A 17,032-nucleotide genomic window follows, 5' to 3' on the forward strand; every position below is an offset into this window, starting at 1 on the left:
TTATCTAGAAAGGCATTGCTGCGATTTTTGTCAATTGTTTTTTATCTAGAGCGAACTAATCAATTAAGTCTCTTGCCAGATAAGGATTTAGTCGATTTATGTCCCCCTATCGAACCATAACAAGTAACGAAGAGCCATAATTATCACAAAATCCATCTTTCTGCCCTAGTGGTGACGCTCTTATCTCAAGGCCTAGTGCTTGCTCAGAATATCTGTACTTTTAGAAAGCAGCAAATAGGCAACAGAAAATTAGGAAACAAACAAGAAAATATCTATGTCATCAACATCAGTCGCAGTGACAGAGTTCCTTAAAAAAGCCCCCTGTTAACTATAATTTCCTTTCATAAAACGCCAATTCAAGTCTGAATTACATGACTGTCTGCTCCATCCTCATAGAATACCTCATTCGGGTTACGATAGTCAAGACATTTTCGAGGACGATTGTTAATCAAGTTTACGGCTCTTTCTACCTCCTCAAACTTGGCTAAAAATACCTCTAAAGTTCGATTTATTCTTTGACGTAGCTGTGCTATAAGGTGATGAATTATCCCCATTAAGTTAGGATATTATCCAGGTCTTGCTAGGGATGCGATCGATGAATTTACTTAAAGATAAGCAGAAAATTCGTTTTGTTGACCTTTTTTGTGGTTTGGGAGGGTTTCGAGTCGCTATTGAACAAGTTTGCCGCCAAAAAAACTTAGAATCTGATTGTGTCTTTTCCTGTGATATAGATAAAGATGCTCGGTCAATTTATCACGCTAATTTTGGCGATCAACCCCAGGGAGATATTACCGAAATTGCCGCCCTAGATATTCCCAATCACGATATTTTAATGGCAGGATTTCCCTGTCAACCCTTTAGTATTTGTGGTGATTTAAAGGGATTTGAAGATACCAGAGGCACGCTATTTTTTGAGATTGCCCGCATTTTAAAAGCCAAACAACCCGCAGCATTTATTCTGGAAAATGTCAAGCAATTGCAGGGACATCAACAGGGAAAAACCTTAGAAGTTATTCTCGATACTCTGCAAGATTTAGATTACTATACCGATTACCGAGTTTTGAATGCGCTTAATTTTGGTTTACCGCAAAAACGGGAACGGATTTTTATCGTTGGTTTCCGAGAAGCGCGGGGTTTTATCTGGCCAAAACCAGCTTTATCTAGAACAAGTTTAACAGAAATATTAGAGGAAAATGTCTCGGATTTTTATTATGCTTCCGAAAAAATTCAAAAAAGTCGCCTTCTGAAAAGAGAGGGGAAAAAACCTTATAGTGAACCGACTATCTGGCACGAAAATAAAGGAGGAAATGTCAGTGCTTATCCCTATTCCTGTGCCTTGCGAGCGGGAGCATCCTATAATTATTTGTTAGTGGATGGGAAAAGACGCTTAACAGAAAGAGAAATGCTACGTTTACAAGGTTTTCCCGATGATTATCAAATTGTCGGCAGTTATCAAACTATGCGAAAATTAACCGGTAATAGTGTAGCGATTTCCTGCGTAGCTGCTGTGGTTAATTCTGTAATCGAGTCTTTGTTAGATGTTGCTCAAGCATCAACTAATTCATTCTCGTTAAATCGACAACTTAATTAAGTTTATTTTCGACTCAGGAGTTTTAGATAGTGGTAAGTATTCAGGACGCTTTTAATTCCCTATATAGAGAGTAAAAGCCTAGGATATTATAGCTTGTTTGAGTCCTAATTTATGTCTCTAAAATTAGCTGACCCATTGCCTTGAGAATTTGGAGCAGATTAATTGCTGATTCAGGATACATTAAATTAAGTTCTGGCATTATCTGATAAGTGGGGTTAGTTTCTTGTCTGAGATAGACGAACATATATTGTAAGCCATTAGTCGCTAATCCCCAAACTGAGGGTTGTCTTTCTAAGCTATTGTAGGCATAAGTCAGTAATTGAGGTAATCCCTGACGTACTTCGATTCCACTCTCTTTAGCTTCAATTACTAAAATCCAAAAAGGGATATTATTGACAGTTGATATCGAATTATTCACCGTGACAATATCAAAGCGTCCGCTAATAGTTTTATCTTCATCCACAAGGATAATATTATCAATCCCTTCTTCAAACCTAATCTTAATCGGATAACGATAAAAACCCGCTAACCGCAATAAGGGAAATAGGGTGAAAACTTTAACTTTTCCTTCTGATGCTTTATCTTCCATCAAATAGGGTCGAAAATCGTTGCGGATTTGAACAAGTTCTAATTTTTCTGCGTCGCTGACGGTTTCCAAAGCTAAAAGCTCTGTAAATGAAACATCCTCAAGCTTTTCTTGGAAATTGAGATGACGTTGAACATCAGCAAGGGTTAGTTTACTCGTTTTGAGGGTAAGCATTGATTTAGCAAGCAGTGCAGCACTGTTTCCATGGTAGCGTAAAATAGGTTTCTCGGCTGTTCTTCCTAACAAAATAAGCCAAGACAGAAACACAAATTTAACAATAAAGTTGCTGCGTGGGGTGCGGATTGTTGATGTGGGTTTTTTAACAGAATTGGTAGCCTTCTAATGCACTTTACACTCGTCGGCGATCTACGATAAAGTTATTTTTGAACGAAAAGCACCCCAAGGTCATATTTCTTGTAGTTAGAGGTTTGATTGGGTTGGGGATGGTGGCATGGGATTGGAATGGGGAGAAGTGGGGTGGACTTAGGCTGAAACTCCTTCTCCCTGCTCCCTTCTCCCCTATAGTCTTAACGAGTAATTTAGATAGTCAACAGCTGACCAAATTTAGGTTACACTTCCTCTTGATGGGAAAGACTGTATCTTGAGAAAATAATGGGCTAAATAGACCCGAATTTAGGGGGTATTTTCCAGAAAAGAATCACTATAATTAAATAAAAATGGTACGCTATTTTTTCCCGATCCATCCATGACTAAAACCCGGGGCATTTGCGCCCCACCTTCGCGCCAAGCTTCGATCGCTTCTTTCTGTAAAACTAATCCTCCCCCCTGTTCTTTTAAAGTTTCTGCTAATAGTCTTTGTGCCTCAGCTTTCCCTTTAGCGCGATTGATTTCTGCCTGGGCCTGTTGTTCTGCTTCTTGGGTGATATAAACGGCTCTTTGGGCGCGTTGTTCCGCGATTTGTTTATCTTCGACAGCCCGAGCAAATTCCGGAGAAAAATTCAAATCTACCACACTGGTATCTAAGACTAGAATACCATACTTTTCTAACCGAGTCGATAGGGCATTATCAAAGTCTTCTTTTAACTCACTGCGTCGAGTAATTGCCTCCTCTACTGTTCTTTTAGCGGCGGCAATTTTAAAGGATTCTTGGGTTTGAGGGGCGATAATTTTAGCGACAATATTTTGTAGGGTACCTTGGGTTCTTCTAATTGCCACTACTTGAGTCGGATCAAGACGAAAATTAATCGCGAAACTAGCGGATAAATTTTGTAAATCTTTAGTGGAACTTTGGGCGGGAACTTCAAATTTTTGCACCGTAACATCGTAGATATCGACACTAGAAACAAAGGGAGGTTTAAAGTGAAATCCCTCCAATAAAACCCCGTCCTTAGCCTTTCCTAAAACACTTAAAACCCCCGCTTGTCCCGGGGTGATAATCACATAGGCATTAAAGGCCGCTAAAATGACAATAGTGGCCAATAATCCCCCGATCAGGGAAAGTAAATTAATAGCATCTTTCTGGTTCACAGTTTATACTCCTTGATGAGCGACTAAAGCGAGAATTTTTACCGCAATTGCTTGATTGACAGGCATCACTGACAGACGATTTCCTGTCCTTACTAATAATAATTCATCGGCGGTAAAATTTTGTTTTAAAATTCCTAGGGGCAGCAGTTGGGGAAAAAGGCGATCAAACTCAACTTTAACCGTCCACCAGCGCGGGCAATCTGGGGAGGATTTAGAATCATAGTAGGGACTATCGGTATCGAATTGTGTGGGATCGATCATATCAGTTTGCACTACTCGCATCAAGCCGACAATCCCCGGCGGGGTGGTATTAGAATGATAAAAAAAGGCTAAATCTCCCCGTTTCATCTGACGGAGAAAATTGCGCGCCTGATAATTTCGCACTCCCTCCCAAATAGTTTGACCATCTTTTTTTAAATCCTCGATACTATAGACATCGGGTTCCGATTTCATTAACCAGTAATTTAAATTCATCATTTATAGTTGTGATTAATTCAAATAAGCTCAAAAATATTTTTAGCCGTTCCTGTAAGCCCTGTCACCATAGGGTTATACCAAATCTGGTTATTAAAGACTGATTATTTATTCCTCCTGTTGCCTGTTGCCTTTTGCCTGTCCTGATATGTAGCCTATACTCAACGGATTTAGTATTAAATATAATTCACTTTGACTGCTTTTGTAGTTCTACTCAAACAATTATTGGGAAGAATGTATCTAAAAATACCTTTGTTAGGGGCAATTTTTAAGGACTATGAGCGTTCAAGTCTAGCTATTCTTGGCAACCGTCAGTTTTTCCCTATAGCTAAAAATAATTTATTCTCGATTATTAAATCGATCAATGTAAAATAGGATACATTGCTCTAAAAATCTCTAGCCAATCCATAGATTATCGGTGTTCCAAGCCACTCGCCGCCGTTTAGCCTTATGGTACACTGTTGTCACTGCCATACTACTGCTTTTTCTCGCTACGGGAATGTATTTTTATGTGCGGCATACCCTAGTGGATCGCATTGATGATACCCTCAAACACATCATTGAGGTGGTAAATCGTTCCCTCGTGATCGAATCGATTCCCCCGGATCAAGGACGTTATCGCGTCGATCCCCTCGCAAGTTTTCCCAGTCAGGGTAAATCCGTCGAGGACGATCATATAGATTTGGAATGGTTTGATCCCCAAGGTAATCTACTTTGGTCAACTCTGGCCGAATCCTTAGATATTCCCCTCCATCCCCACCGTCAAGGGGAAACTATTCGCTTATCCGATAATCGTCTGCTGCGACAAGTAACCGAAAGGGTGGAAATCGGTCATTATGTTTTGGGATATCTGCGGGTAAGTCATCCTTGGTTTGAGGTGACAAAACCGATTAGACAGCTATTATGGGATTTAATCGTCGGAATTTGCCTGATGATTGCCAGTGTCGCCTGGATTGGTTGGTTTTTGTCCGGTTTAGCCATTCAACCGGTAAAAGAGTCCTATCAGAGTTTAAAACAATTTACCGCCGATGCTTCCCATGAATTACGCAATCCGATCGCCACTATCCAAACTAACGTGCAAATGGCGATCGCCTATCCCCAAACTGGCCATCAACGCTTGCAAGTGATCGATCGTTTAACGGAAAGATTGGGCAATTTAGTCAATGATCTGCTCTTTTTAGCCCGTTCTGATAGTGGCATCGTCCAACCGATCGAGCAAGCTGTACCTTTGGATGCTTTATTGATGGAAGTGGTGGAAGAACAGCGTTTAATCGCCGATAAGCAGGGAATTTCCCTCTCTTTGTCGATTGTGGAACCGAATCAAGAGGATTTTTCCTACAGCGATGAAATGTTTACTATGCAGGGAGATTGGGATCAATTAGCCCGTTTATTCACAAATTTAATTTCTAATGCCCTAAAACACGCTTTTTTGCCCGAATCTGAGCCTAAAAATGTGGCAGTGGAATTGGAAAAAAGTAAACGCGATCGACAATCGGTGTTACTGGTACGCGTCAAAGATAACGGAATCGGCATTCCCGAGGCTGCTTTGTCCCATATTTTCGATCGCTTTTATCGTCTCGATCCCGCACGACAAAATTCTGCCACCTCCGGGGGAACAGGATTAGGATTAGCGATCGCTTTAGCGATTACCCTCAGTCATCATGGACAAATTAGCGTCGAGAGTCAGATCGATCGAGGAACAATCTTCACCGTCACCTTACCGAAAAGCCATCAACGGGAGAAAAAAACCGAAAAGTCAGAAGCTTGACACTTCTGACCTTCTTTTCATACCCCCAAGGGAATTCGAATCCCTGTCGCCTCCGTGAAAGGGAGGTGTCCTAGGCCACTAGACGATGGGGGCGTGGATTTCAGACCTTTTTAAATATAACAATAATCTTTCCGGGAGTCAAGGGTTTTGGCAAAAATTTTTTTAATCCCGCCCTTGCACAATAGGATAGTCTAATTGAAGATGTTATCGCCCAAAATCCATGGCTGCCGATCCCTATAAAAGCCGACTGTTCAACCTGATCAACCGTCGTTTTATCCGTCTGAAAGATAACCTCGGCCGCGTCTCCCGTCGCGGTCAAAATGCGATCGCTATTGCCCTGCAAATAGCCCTCTATCCCGTCTATTTGCTGGTACAATCCCTGCGGATGACGGCTAATCAATTGGGGAACAGTCTCCAGAAACAATTATCACCCCCTGGCAAAGAGGGGACGGATGCGATCGCGGAATTTCTCCAGAGCTTATCTGACCAAGAAACGGCATTTATTGGCATAGCAGCCGATCTAGAGGATCAAGCTTTAGTTTTCGTCACTAACGATCACCAGACTGTTAAAATCACCGATAATCAAACCCAAAGACAAATAGAAAAACAAATTAGGACGGCACTGGCTAACTACGCCCTCGAAAAACGGAGAATTAAGCGATTAAATCCTCAATATCCGCCTTTATTACCAAATTTTACCGACAAAAATCCTGTCTTGCCCCCGATCCGTTGGTTTTGGAACCTGCTACGCTGGGAACAACAGGGGCAAATAGCGATCGCCATAAATCTCTTCCAGGAATCCCATCTCGTCAAAACCCCGACACCACCCTCCTTACCACTGCCTAATTTCAATTCTCAAGCGATTTTAGAAGTTATTGACGAAAAATTAGCAATTTTCGAGGCTAAATTTCTCGCTATCTCCCCCGCAATCCCCAGCAGTGTTAGCCACACCTCTAACCTACCTTCCGATCTCGTTAACCAGTCCCCGACTATCGAGAAAAATTCCTCCTATCTCTGGCGACTTTATTGGTTAATTTATGCGGCGATCGAGCATTTCTGGGCAAAAGAGAAGAATAATTTAGAATATAGTGCTGATTCACCCGCTTTATCGGCAAAATATCCCCTAAGTCTTCCTAATTCTCTGCTGATCAGCTTCAAGCAACGTCTCCAGGATTGGCTAGAAAAACAAACCCAAGCGGATCCCTTCACGATCGGCAAACTCATCCAAGCGGCGATCGATCACTTTTTTTCCTCTCGCCAATCCCTGACATTTTCCGCCATCAGCGAGCAACCTTGGCTAGAATCCGCCGATATATTGGCTATTTCTCCCCAAGACTCCGAAAAACCCCGCCTTAACCCCGCTTATCCCCTTCCCCAGTCCCCAGGCACACCAGCCGAGCCTCATAGCACAAAAAAAGCTTTTAGTCAAGAAAAACAAAATAAATCTTTACAAAAAATCCCCCCGGCCGCCGCTGAAATTACTCCTGGAGAATCCCCCCCCGCAACCCAATTAGATCCCCGCTACGCTAGGGAGATAATTCAACCAATTAACGAAGAATGGTTAGAAACCGAATCAACCCCCGTCGGCTACGTTAAACACCCCTTAGAACGGATTTTAGAGGGATTAGATGCGATTATTTTATGGGTAGAGGAATTGGTTATTAAAATTTGGCGTTGGTTGCGGTACAATCGACGCATTTCTAAATTACTCAAACGCAAACGCTAAATCGATCGGTTTTGGGTATAGTCGATCGGGTAGTCTTTCTGTTGTGAGAAAATTGAGACTATCTTGAGGGACTTACCTCTATCAATCTTAGGCATTTCAGCAGTTAAGGTCATGGCCATAATCTGAAATTACCGAAATTTATCGACAAAAATAAGCTAAACTAACGGCAAAGATAATAGGTTTTAATTTTTTTCATCGGGATTACTTTATGGACGGTATCTGTACCCTAGCTAACGATCGCATTTACGATCAATTAGTCGCCCTACTCAACAGCATCGAGGTAAATGGGGGAAAAGCTCTTCCTGTTTGTGTCTATCCCTACGATGACAACATCGAACGGATCAGAGCGGAAATTGCTCAACGTCCTAACGTACAGTTATTTGATAATCAGGAAATTATCGAACGCTGGGAAAATTTCGCCAAGTCGATTTGGGATAGCCACCCGCAAGCCCGCGAACGTTGGTTGAAATCGGGTTGCACTGACCGATATTATCGTATGGGAATGCACCACCGTTTTATTGCTTTTGATAGTCCCTTCGAGCGTTTTATCTACATGGATGGGGACACCTTGCTACTCGATGCCATTGATAAAATCTTCGCTATCCTAGATAGGCACGATTGTGTTGTTTATGACTTTCAGCATAAAGATCCCACTCATGTCTACGAAGTTTCTCAACCAAAATTATTCGAGGTTTTTTCCCGTGATCGTATCGAAAAGGAGATTTTTTGTGCAGGTTTCTACGCTTCTAAAACTGGTTTATTCGATGAAAATCAGCGAGATTGGCTCATAGAACAATTGCGAGCAGGAGAAGCGGAAATTCTCTATCCGATGGCTCCCGATCAAACTATCGTCAATTATATGATGATGCGCTCAAATTTTTCTATATATAATCTAGCTCTTCAATTGCCTAAAGAAGAACGCACCGGCTGCTGTGTCACCTCTCCCCATTTTCAGGCTTTAGATAATATTCTTTATGATCAGGGCAACCGCTTGACATACCTTCACTACATTGGTTTATCTTCCTCTCTGTTCACTCGACTTTGTAGCGGTGAAAATCTCGATTTTCCCTATCGAGATATTTTCTTGCACTATCGTTATCTCTACGAACCTAGTCAACGTCCTATATTTACCGATAGTCCCAAACCCTATCAACCACCTACCCCAACCTTTTGGCAAAAAGTAACCAGAAAACTCGGTTTAGGAAAATAATCATTGAGATTGAGAAGATCAATGCCAGAGTTACTAGGGGTTTCCCTCTTTCAGATCCTATCAGACTTATCTGAAATGACTATCCCTTTTGAAGGACTAATCTTCTGATAAGAAGAGTCCAGGCGAAAAAAAACCAAAAAGTAGCGGACTGTATAGCGCGCCACTACATCTCAGAAAAAACCCCTTACAATAGAGACAACAACGATCGGAGATCAATGGGGGTGAACGTCATGTTAGTGATTTTAACCGACGAACACATTCTCGATACGGGTTCTGTCTGTCAGGGCTGTCTTTTAGCCAACCAGCAGGGACAACCCCGGTGGCGGGAGGGTAAACTGGGCTGTGGTCACTCCTTGGGCAAAGGGGGAAGCCAACAGCCCAATCTCTACGAGTGTCAGATGGGCTTTACAATTGCTAATATTGAAGGCTAATCAGACCAGCTAAAAGATCAACCTAGAGTTAAGTTAGGGGGATTTTCTTGGGACTCGGAGGAGAGAATCAAGGCTATTACTAATCCCCAATTCAGTTTAGATACAATGACAATAATGGCTGAGGGTTTCGTAGCATCGATCGTAGGCTTTTTGGGCTTGGGTTAAAACAGCGTCGGAAATTTCTATATCTAATTTTCTGGCTTGTTTAATAATTTTACCCGCTTTGATATTCTCGGAAGAATCTCCTATACCGCGGCTGCCAGTGGTTTTTAAAACTCGATATTCTTCAGAAAATCCCGTTTTAGTATCGAGATGACTCTGTAAACTATTAAAGACCAATTGACTTTGGTTTAATACCTGATCGTGGGTGATAAATAAACTCTTTTCTTTGCTGTTAATTAATCGAGCATAACTTTCTAAGGTGGCTAAACGACCGGTATAATAGCCTAGCGCGTGCTGCTCGTTTTGATGGGGTTTAATATCTAGAATACTAGCTAAAGTGCGCTTCGGTTCTCGTAGTAAAAATATGGTCTTAACCGGATCAGATTGCAAAAAACTATGATCTAAAAACTTCTGATCATGAAGAACTTTATCTAAAATATATTTATGATTCATGTTTAAATCTTTCAAACGCCAGTAGAGTTGAAACATTAAAGTTTTAAAATCCTGTTCACTCTCATAAACCAGATGAGTTTCGCCAAAACCGATAATTTCGGGATTAGAATTAAGGATATGGGTCAATAAAGACGAACCCGATCGCATATGGCTAAGAATAAATAAAACCTGATAGGGTTGGGGACGAAAGAGAATTTTATAGGGGTCTTTGGGTGTATCAATGCGTACCTGAAAATACTTATAAGTTAAACGATGGGTTAAACCCTGCCAAGATTGGGGTAAGCGATCGAGGGCTATAGTCATAGGTTAATAAGGAATTGTGTCAACTTGTCGCGAAGATTCCCCTATAATGTATCCCATTTAAGACCCAAACAAAAGTGAGGTTTATACAAAATGGGATTGCCAAGTTGTTCGCTCTGGTTTTTTACGGCGCGAACCGATGTCTGGTTTATGATGAACACTATTCCCCATCTAGTCAAAATGAGTCAGTTTCCCTTCGAGGAAAAGGTACTCGCTATTGACACGGCCCCTTTAAGCGGGGAAAAGGTTAATCGCCCCGGACTGGGTACAATGGAGGAGTTAAGAGCCTGTGGTGAAAAATTAGTTAAAGATGGCATAATCGATCGCCTAGTGGATTTTAACTACGATCCCAGCTGTCGTCAGCGCATCTATCAAAAGCATTTCGGCAGTCCCCTCCGTTCCACCCATAACTACAAAGGTTATCCGATTTTCGGCTCGATCTTCAAAATCGAGTCATGTCGCAGCGATTATATGGTCCATTATGACAGCGACATGATGCTCTACCAAGAACCGGATTACAGTTGGGTCTGCGAAGGGATCGAGTTAATGGAAACCCATCCAGAAATGATGTTTGTGCGTCCTTTGTCCGGTCCACCGCGGCCCGATGGTACGATTTATTCTCAGCATCCCTGCACGAAAAATCCCGACGGATTCTATCAATTTAAATTTTTTGGTAGTCGTGCCTATCTACTTAATTGTCGTCGCTACGATCGCCTTTTACCGATCACCCCCCTCTGGCGCTCTTATAAAAATACCTTTCTCGATTATCTACCCGATGGTTTAAAAGCTTGGGGCAATATTGTGACCGGCAAAGGAAAACTCGACTCTTGGGAAATTATGGTTTCTCGCTCCCTAGAACAAAGCAACTACTATCGCGCCACTCTCACCAATGCCAAGGGTTGGACTCTGCACCCCAACGAGCGCTCTGCCGCTTTTAGGCAAGCTTGGCCGACTATTATCGAAAAAATCGAAGCGGGTATTTACCCACCGACCCAAGCTGGTTATTATGACCTGATCCCGGAATTATGGTATTAAAAGAGCGTTATTTCTCTAGATTGGAGGTGAGGTGGTACTTAGAGATTGCTGGTGGGGCGATATTTTTGTTTGAATTAGAGAAGACAGGAAGGAACAACCCAAAAGAAAACCCAACCACCGCCGGAGATTGGGTTTTCTGGTTATGAATTGATTTTAAGGGGCCAAAGCGTTACCGCGCAGGAGAGAACCGATAGTTTTAGCGGTAATCTTCATCTGTACGAGAGGATTAGCGGGAACAACGGTTTTATAGAGATAACTGTCAAAAGTCATCTTCTGTACGTCCTTATCGGAACACATTTCCACAAAAGCTTCCCGGGTGGCATCGGTACGGTAGAAAACCCGTTGCAGGATATCTAATACCAGATAGGTCATACCGTATTTCTTATCCCAACGCTTGAGGTAGAGTTTCAATTCGTCCTCTGTGGGAATACGTTGGCCGCCGTTAGTGACTTCGACAATGGTTTCCGCACACATCCGCGCCGATTTAGCGGCGAAATAGATGCCTTCTCCCGAAGACTTAGTAACTGTTCCCGCAGCATCTCCCACCAGTGCCACGCGACCAACTACACGACGAGGACGGGGATGTTCGGGGATGGGGTGAGCCTCCACGCGGATGATTTCGCCCCCTTCCAGACGACGGGCCGCGCGAGCGCGAATACCAGCTTGTAGGTCTTTAATCATGGCTTTATTGACCTTCATTGTGCCAGTACCGACGGCGACGTGATCGTATTTGGGGAATACCCAAGCGTAGAAGTCGGGGGATACGTCTTTTCCTACATACATTTCGGCCAGGTCTTCGTAGTAGGCCATTTTATCTTGGGGGAGACGGATGCGTTCTTGGAAAGCGATCGCATAGTTGTAATCCCCGGCATCAATAGCTTTGGCAATGCGAGAATTAGCACCGTCCGCACCGATAACCACGTCCACCTTCAGAGATTTCATTTCCCCTTGGGAATTGCCGTGGGAGTGATCGGCGTAGTGTAGGGTATAGGGATCGGTGCTATTGGTGGGAATGTCGAGACCGTAAACGGTTCCGTTGATTAAATGCGCTCCTAATTTATGGGCGCGTTCTCTCATAAAACCGTCAAGGACTTCCCGACGACACATTCCGATATATTCGTCTTGATTATCGAGATTAATATCGACTTCGACGTTAGAGGGGGAGATCATTTTCATTTTTCTCACCCGGCGATCGATAATTTCAGGAGGTAGGTCAAATTCGCTCACCATACAGAGAGGAATCGCTCCACCACAGGGTTTAGCATTATCTAATTTGCGTTCAAATAAATAGGTTTCAATGCCTGCTTTAGCTAATGTTTCTGCCGCCGAAGAACCGGCCGGCCCTGAACCCACAACAGCGACTCTTAACACTCAGGTTTTCTCCTACATACTTACGAGCGAGTACGCTTTGCAGTGTACCACAGGGGTTTAGCCGAAAGGAACGAGATTCTCCGATTCTGCCCGATCTTGCAACAGTGCTTAACATCCTCTGTTACAAAAGTTTATGAGTATATCTGTATTTCCTAGTAAACTTTCTGACGAGATCGCAATCCCAGAGCTGCTAGTTATACCCATACTTTTTGACAAACCAGGTTTTCACCAGTTGGGTAAGCACACAGTAACTGGATAAAATCAATGCTAACCAGAAGAAATATTTAGCAGGTAGGGGAACGAATCCTAACCCAGAAGCGATCGGCGAGAATGGCAGATAGATGGCCACTGCCATGACGGTGAGAGTCACCAGTAGCATGGGTAAAGACGGACGACTTTGCAAGAAGGGAATTTTGGGAGTCCGAATGATGTAAACAATCAATGTCTGAGTCATCAAACTTTCGACAAACCAACCTGTTTGAAACAAGGCTTGCTGTTCGACTGTATTGGCTTGAAAAACAAACCACATCAAGGCATAAGTAACATAGTCAAAAATTGAACTCATCGGGCCAATGTAGAGCATAAATTTCTGAATATCACCCACCTGCCATTTCCGAGGTTTTGTCAAATATTCCTTGTCTACATGGTCAAAGGGAATTCCGGTTTGGGAGAAATCATAAAGTAAATTATTGACTAGGATTTGCACAGGTTGCATGGGCAGAAACGGCAGCAAGGCACTAGCACCGAGAACGCTAAACATATTGCCAAAGTTAGAACTCGTACCCATTTTGATGTACTTAACAATATTGCCAAAGGTTTTACGACCTTCGAGAATTCCTTCTTCCAACACCATCAGACTTTTTTCTAACAGAATGATGTCAGCAGATTCTTTGGCAATATCCACGGCTGTATCTACGGAAATACCGACATCCGCTTCTCGTAGTGCGGCGGCATCGTTGATACCATCTCCCATAAACCCGACAATATGACGTTTACGACGCAGCACCTGAATAATCCTCGATTTTTGCAGAGGCGATAGTTTGGCAAAAATTGTCGTAGTTTCGGCAAGATTCGTCAGTTCTTCATCTGATAATGACTCAATCTCGCTGCCCAAAAGAGTGTGATGAACGTACAAACCCACATCCTTGCAGGTTTTAAGGGTGACAGTCGGGTTATCGCCAGTCAAGACTTTTACCTGTACACCGCTGTTATTGAGAGCAGCGATCGCCTGGGCTGCCGAGTCTTTAGGCGGATCGAGGAATGCAATCAAACCAATCAAAATTAAATCCTGTTCATCGGCAACGGAGTAACTGCGTTGGTCTAAGGGTAATTCTTTATAAGCCACCGCAATCACTCTTAGTCCATCTTCGTTGAGTTCCTGATTTAACTGCGCGACTTGTGCGTGGATCGAAGCATCAACGGGCAAAATCCGCTCATTTACTTTGACCTGCGTACAGACTTGAAGAATTTCTTCCACAGCACCTTTGCAAATTAGTTCATGGTGGTGGTTTTCTTCTTCCACCACAACGGACATACGACGACGGAGAAAATCAAAGGGAATTTCATCAATTTTGAGAAACTTATGCTCAATTTTTAAGGCTTCGTGGAGTTCAATATGTTCCAGGACTGCCACATCCAGCAAATTTTTCAAACCCGTCTGGTAGAAGCTATTGAGAAAGGCAAATTCTAGAACCTCTTCATTTTCTTCCCCATAAATGTCTAAGTGCATTTCCAAGACAATTTTGTCCTGGGTGAGGGTGCCCGTTTTATCGGTACAGAGAATGTCCATCGCCCCAAAGTTTTGAATAGCATCGATATTCTTGACGATCACCTTTTTCTCAGACATGGCGATCGCTCCCCGGGCTAGGTTTGCAGTCACAATCATTGGCAACATCTCTGGGGTTAACCCCACCGCCACCGAGAGGGCAAAAAAGAAAGCCTCTCCCCAGTTCTTTTTGATCAAACCATTGATCAGAAAAACCAGCGGAGCCATCACCAGCATGAAACGCAGTAGCAGCAAACTGACATCATTCACGCCCTTATCGAAACTGGTCATGGTTTTCCGACCCACCACGGTTTTCGCCAGAGAACCCAGGTAGGTATTGCTGCCAGTTTCAATGACAACGGCTCTTCCTGTGCCGCTGATCACGTTTGTGCCTAAGAAACAAAGATTGGCTAATTCCAAGGGATTTTGGCTTTGTAACTGATCGTTGGGCAACGTGGGTTGTTTCTCAACAGGCAAAGACTCGCCAGTCAAGGTACCTTGGCTGACAAACAAATCTTTCGCCGTAATTAAGCGCACATCCGCCGGGATCATATCTCCAGCCGCCAAGAAAACTACATCACCGGGTACCAAAAATTTAATGGGGATTTCTTGTCGGTCTGGAACATCAAGATTGAGGATCAAACCCATATCCTGTGCCAAGCTGGGAGAAATATCTTTCCGGGGATCTTTTCGGCTCACAGTGGCAGTGGTATGTACCATTTCCCGTAGTTTTTCGGCTGCTTGGCTGTAGCGAAATTCTTGAGAAAAGCGGAGAATAACACTGAAAATCACCATGCTAAAAATAATTACGGCGGCACTGACATCTTCAGTTAATAAAGCAATAACTGCCAGAATAATTAATAAAATCGCCAGCGGATTTTGAAACGTCTTCAACAACTGAACATACCACTTCGGTGGTTTCTCATGGGCGATCTCGTTCAACCCAATTTTGCTTAGTCGGAGATTGGACTGGAGTTCGCTTAATCCCTCGGAAGAGGTATTAAGCATTTTTAATACTGCTTCTATGTTGGCTTGACCAAGCTCAATCAGTTTTGTAGATGATAATGGGGGAACAGAAGGGGCGGTCTGTGGTAGGCGACCAGATTTTCCTTTCCATCCCCAGATGCTCCTAAATATCGTTTTGTTGTGGGAATCGGGTTTCATCGCGATCGCAGGTAAAATGGTCAAGTAGGTCAGATGGCTCGGATTATGACAGATTGCCGAACCTTAAACTTAGTAATCTCTGGTGTGCGATCAATCAGCGTAACTCTCAAAGCACATTACTTACCGACAATTTCACGCTAATTTAACTCAGAACGCCAACAGATAAGCTTTAGGTTCCTCTTCTAAGGTGGATTGGCCACATAACCACTATAAACCCCTCTCCCAAACTGGGAAAAGGGGATCTTTTCTAGGATTGTTAAGCTCTTGCTTTCAACCAATCGCTAATAGCGGGGGGTAAATCCCGTTGCACTTTGCCACTGACATACATTCCGATATGTCCGACGGGGAAAGCACAAGCGGTATAGTCAGAAGTACCGATATAATTCCCTAAAGCGAGGGAAGAAGCGGGAGGTACAAGGTGATCTTTATCCGCATAAAGATTGAGAATTGGCATGGTCAGATTGTGTAAATCTACCCGTTTATCTCCTAACATCACTTCCCCTTTAATCAGTTTATTTTGCTGATAGAAATCCTTGAGAAACTGTCGATAGGATTCTCCCGCTTGGTCAGGACTATCAAAAATCCATTTTTCCATACGCAGAAAATTAACTAATTTTGATTCGTCTTCCATGATGTCAGGAAAATCGAGGTATTTCTGATAACCTAACTGCAAAGGTTTCAATTCCAGAAACTCTAAGTTGAGAAAATCTCCCGGGATATTGCCCATAGTATCTACCATTAAATCGATGTCTAATGCTTCGGCTCCCAAGGAACACCCCCCGCGCATATTTAAGAGGGTCTCGGTTTGATAAAAGTCCACCGGTGTCACCATTGTCACCAGATTTTTTACCTTATCGGGATAGAGGGAACTATAGCATAAACTAAAGGTTCCTCCCTGACATATTCCTAACAGATTAATCTTGTCGAGATGATGACTTTGACGAATAAAATCGACGCAATTATTGACATAACCATTGATATAATCATCAAGGGTTAACCAGCGCTCGCTTCTGGTGGGATAGCCCCAATCAATTAAGTAGATATCTAAGCCTAATTTCAGCAGATTGGCCACTAAAGAACGCCCTTCCTGTAAATCTACCATGTAGGGACGATTGACCAAAGCATAAACCATCAACAAGGGAATCTCGAAGGGTTTTTCGACCACGGGTTTAAAGTGGTAGAGAATGATTTTATCTTCCCGATAAACTGCTTCTTTTTCCGAGACTCCACACTGAATATCTTCTTCTTTAACTCGTTTGAGATTGTCCAAACCTTTGAGATTTTTTTGAGTTAATTCTAGATAATCTTGGGTAAAATCTTCCAGTTTCACTTGCGTCAAAAATGGCCACATAATTTAATTCTCCTAGAAAAGTGGGGAAGTGGGGAAGTGGGGAAGTGGGGAAGTGGGGAAGTGGGGAAGTGGGGAAGTGGGGGAATTTCAACTAAAACCCCTAAAACCCTAACACCCCAACACCCCATCACCCTATCTCCTGAATCCTGACTCCTGA

At 43.0% G+C, this 17,032-nt stretch carries 13 protein-coding genes, 1 tRNA gene and 1 pseudogene; 6 read left to right on the forward strand and 9 right to left on the reverse strand.

Features of this window, described 5'->3' with window-relative positions:
- Positions 1-356 precede the first annotated feature (356 nt).
- Positions 357-482 (reverse strand): annotated as a pseudogene (locus tag IM477_RS20840) (IS30 family transposase); the annotation flags it as partial.
- A gap of 113 nt (positions 483-595) precedes the next feature.
- On the opposite strand from IM477_RS20840, the gene IM477_RS20845 reads away from it, so the two are divergent.
- Positions 596-1,591: a DNA cytosine methyltransferase gene (locus IM477_RS20845; RefSeq protein ID WP_287733316.1), complete on the forward strand. Its 996-nt coding sequence runs from the start codon at positions 596-598 to the stop codon at positions 1,589-1,591.
- Between the two features lie 109 nt (positions 1,592-1,700).
- On the opposite strand, the gene IM477_RS20850 is transcribed toward IM477_RS20845, so the two are convergent.
- The 3 genes from IM477_RS20850 to IM477_RS20860 form a co-directional block, all read right to left on the reverse strand.
- Positions 1,701-2,351, reverse strand: a complete 651-nt coding sequence (locus tag IM477_RS20850; protein WP_287733317.1) for a restriction endonuclease subunit R — start codon at positions 2,349-2,351, stop codon at positions 1,701-1,703.
- Between the two features lie 459 nt (positions 2,352-2,810).
- Positions 2,811-3,665, reverse strand: coding sequence for a prohibitin family protein (locus IM477_RS20855; RefSeq protein ID WP_190720260.1), 855 nt, complete (start codon positions 3,663-3,665; stop codon positions 2,811-2,813).
- Positions 3,666-3,668: 3 nt separating this feature from the next.
- On the reverse strand, positions 3,669-4,142 hold the full coding sequence (locus IM477_RS20860) for an EVE domain-containing protein (protein WP_287733318.1): 474 nt from the start codon (positions 4,140-4,142) through the stop codon (positions 3,669-3,671).
- A gap of 415 nt (positions 4,143-4,557) precedes the next feature.
- Between IM477_RS20860 and IM477_RS20865 the strand changes: the two genes are divergently transcribed.
- Positions 4,558-5,907 carry a sensor histidine kinase gene (locus IM477_RS20865; protein ID WP_287733319.1) on the forward strand — a complete coding sequence of 450 codons (1,350 nt, stop codon included), beginning with the start codon at positions 4,558-4,560 and terminating at the stop codon, positions 5,905-5,907.
- 20 nt (positions 5,908-5,927) lie between these two features.
- Here IM477_RS20865 and IM477_RS20870 read toward each other — a convergent pair.
- A tRNA-Glu gene (locus IM477_RS20870) sits at positions 5,928-6,000 on the reverse strand.
- A 127-nt stretch (positions 6,001-6,127) separates the two neighbouring features.
- Between IM477_RS20870 and IM477_RS20875 the strand changes: the two genes are divergently transcribed.
- The 3 genes from IM477_RS20875 (at position 6,128) to IM477_RS20885 (ending at position 9,274) form a co-directional block, all read left to right on the forward strand.
- Positions 6,128-7,633: a hypothetical protein gene (locus tag IM477_RS20875; RefSeq protein ID WP_287733320.1), complete on the forward strand. Its 1,506-nt coding sequence runs from the start codon at positions 6,128-6,130 to the stop codon at positions 7,631-7,633.
- A gap of 208 nt (positions 7,634-7,841) precedes the next feature.
- Positions 7,842-8,843: an Npun_R2821/Npun_R2822 family protein gene (locus IM477_RS20880; protein ID WP_287733321.1), complete on the forward strand. Its 1,002-nt coding sequence runs from the start codon at positions 7,842-7,844 to the stop codon at positions 8,841-8,843.
- A gap of 230 nt (positions 8,844-9,073) precedes the next feature.
- Positions 9,074-9,274, forward strand: a complete 201-nt coding sequence (locus IM477_RS20885; protein ID WP_002735656.1) for a hypothetical protein — start codon at positions 9,074-9,076, stop codon at positions 9,272-9,274.
- A 96-nt stretch (positions 9,275-9,370) separates the two neighbouring features.
- On the opposite strand, the gene IM477_RS20890 is transcribed toward IM477_RS20885, so the two are convergent.
- Complete coding sequence (locus IM477_RS20890; RefSeq protein WP_287733322.1) at positions 9,371-10,192, reverse strand: sulfotransferase family protein; 822 nt, start codon at positions 10,190-10,192, stop codon at positions 9,371-9,373.
- Between the two features lie 90 nt (positions 10,193-10,282).
- On the opposite strand from IM477_RS20890, the gene IM477_RS20895 reads away from it, so the two are divergent.
- Positions 10,283-11,224 carry a hypothetical protein gene (locus IM477_RS20895; protein WP_287733323.1) on the forward strand — a complete coding sequence of 314 codons (942 nt, stop codon included), beginning with the start codon at positions 10,283-10,285 and terminating at the stop codon, positions 11,222-11,224.
- A gap of 153 nt (positions 11,225-11,377) precedes the next feature.
- Here the strand turns inward: IM477_RS20895 and chlP are convergent, their stop codons facing one another.
- The 3 genes from chlP to IM477_RS20910 all read right to left on the reverse strand — a co-directional run bounded on the left by chlP (position 11,378) and on the right by IM477_RS20910 (position 16,875).
- Positions 11,378-12,595 carry a geranylgeranyl reductase gene (gene chlP / locus IM477_RS20900; protein ID WP_002735532.1) on the reverse strand — a complete coding sequence of 406 codons (1,218 nt, stop codon included), beginning with the start codon at positions 12,593-12,595 and terminating at the stop codon, positions 11,378-11,380.
- A 190-nt stretch (positions 12,596-12,785) separates the two neighbouring features.
- Entirely contained in the window at positions 12,786-15,524 is a 2,739-nt protein-coding gene (gene mgtA / locus IM477_RS20905) for a magnesium-translocating P-type ATPase (protein ID WP_287733333.1), read from the reverse strand.
- A gap of 256 nt (positions 15,525-15,780) precedes the next feature.
- Positions 15,781-16,875, reverse strand: a complete 1,095-nt coding sequence (locus IM477_RS20910; RefSeq protein WP_287733324.1) for a class III poly(R)-hydroxyalkanoic acid synthase subunit PhaC — start codon at positions 16,873-16,875, stop codon at positions 15,781-15,783.
- Positions 16,876-17,032: the final 157 nt, after the last annotated feature.

The organism is Microcystis sp. M090S1, assembly GCF_020246295.1.
GTDB lineage: Bacteria > Cyanobacteriota > Cyanobacteriia > Cyanobacteriales > Microcystaceae > Microcystis > Microcystis aeruginosa.

What these genes read in the sequence shown, in the direction of transcription:
- IM477_RS20860 (WP_287733318.1), bottom strand. Translation starts at nt 4,142, where the DNA reads ATGATGAATTTAAATTACTGGTTAATGAAATCGGAACCCGATGTCTAT.
- IM477_RS20880 (WP_287733321.1), top strand. Translation starts at nt 7,842, where the DNA reads ATGGACGGTATCTGTACCCTAGCTAACGATCGCATTTACGATCAATTA.
- IM477_RS20885 (WP_002735656.1), top strand. Translation starts at nt 9,074, where the DNA reads ATGTTAGTGATTTTAACCGACGAACACATTCTCGATACGGGTTCTGTC.
- IM477_RS20890 (WP_287733322.1), bottom strand. Translation starts at nt 10,192, where the DNA reads ATGACTATAGCCCTCGATCGCTTACCCCAATCTTGGCAGGGTTTAACC.
- IM477_RS20845 (WP_287733316.1), top strand. Translation starts at nt 596, where the DNA reads ATGAATTTACTTAAAGATAAGCAGAAAATTCGTTTTGTTGACCTTTTT.
- IM477_RS20850 (WP_287733317.1), bottom strand. Translation starts at nt 2,351, where the DNA reads ATGCTTACCCTCAAAACGAGTAAACTAACCCTTGCTGATGTTCAACGT.
- IM477_RS20875 (WP_287733320.1), top strand. Translation starts at nt 6,128, where the DNA reads ATGGCTGCCGATCCCTATAAAAGCCGACTGTTCAACCTGATCAACCGT.
- IM477_RS20895 (WP_287733323.1), top strand. Translation starts at nt 10,283, where the DNA reads ATGGGATTGCCAAGTTGTTCGCTCTGGTTTTTTACGGCGCGAACCGAT.
- mgtA (WP_287733333.1), bottom strand. Translation starts at nt 15,524, where the DNA reads ATGAAACCCGATTCCCACAACAAAACGATATTTAGGAGCATCTGGGGA.
- IM477_RS20910 (WP_287733324.1), bottom strand. Translation starts at nt 16,875, where the DNA reads ATGTGGCCATTTTTGACGCAAGTGAAACTGGAAGATTTTACCCAAGAT.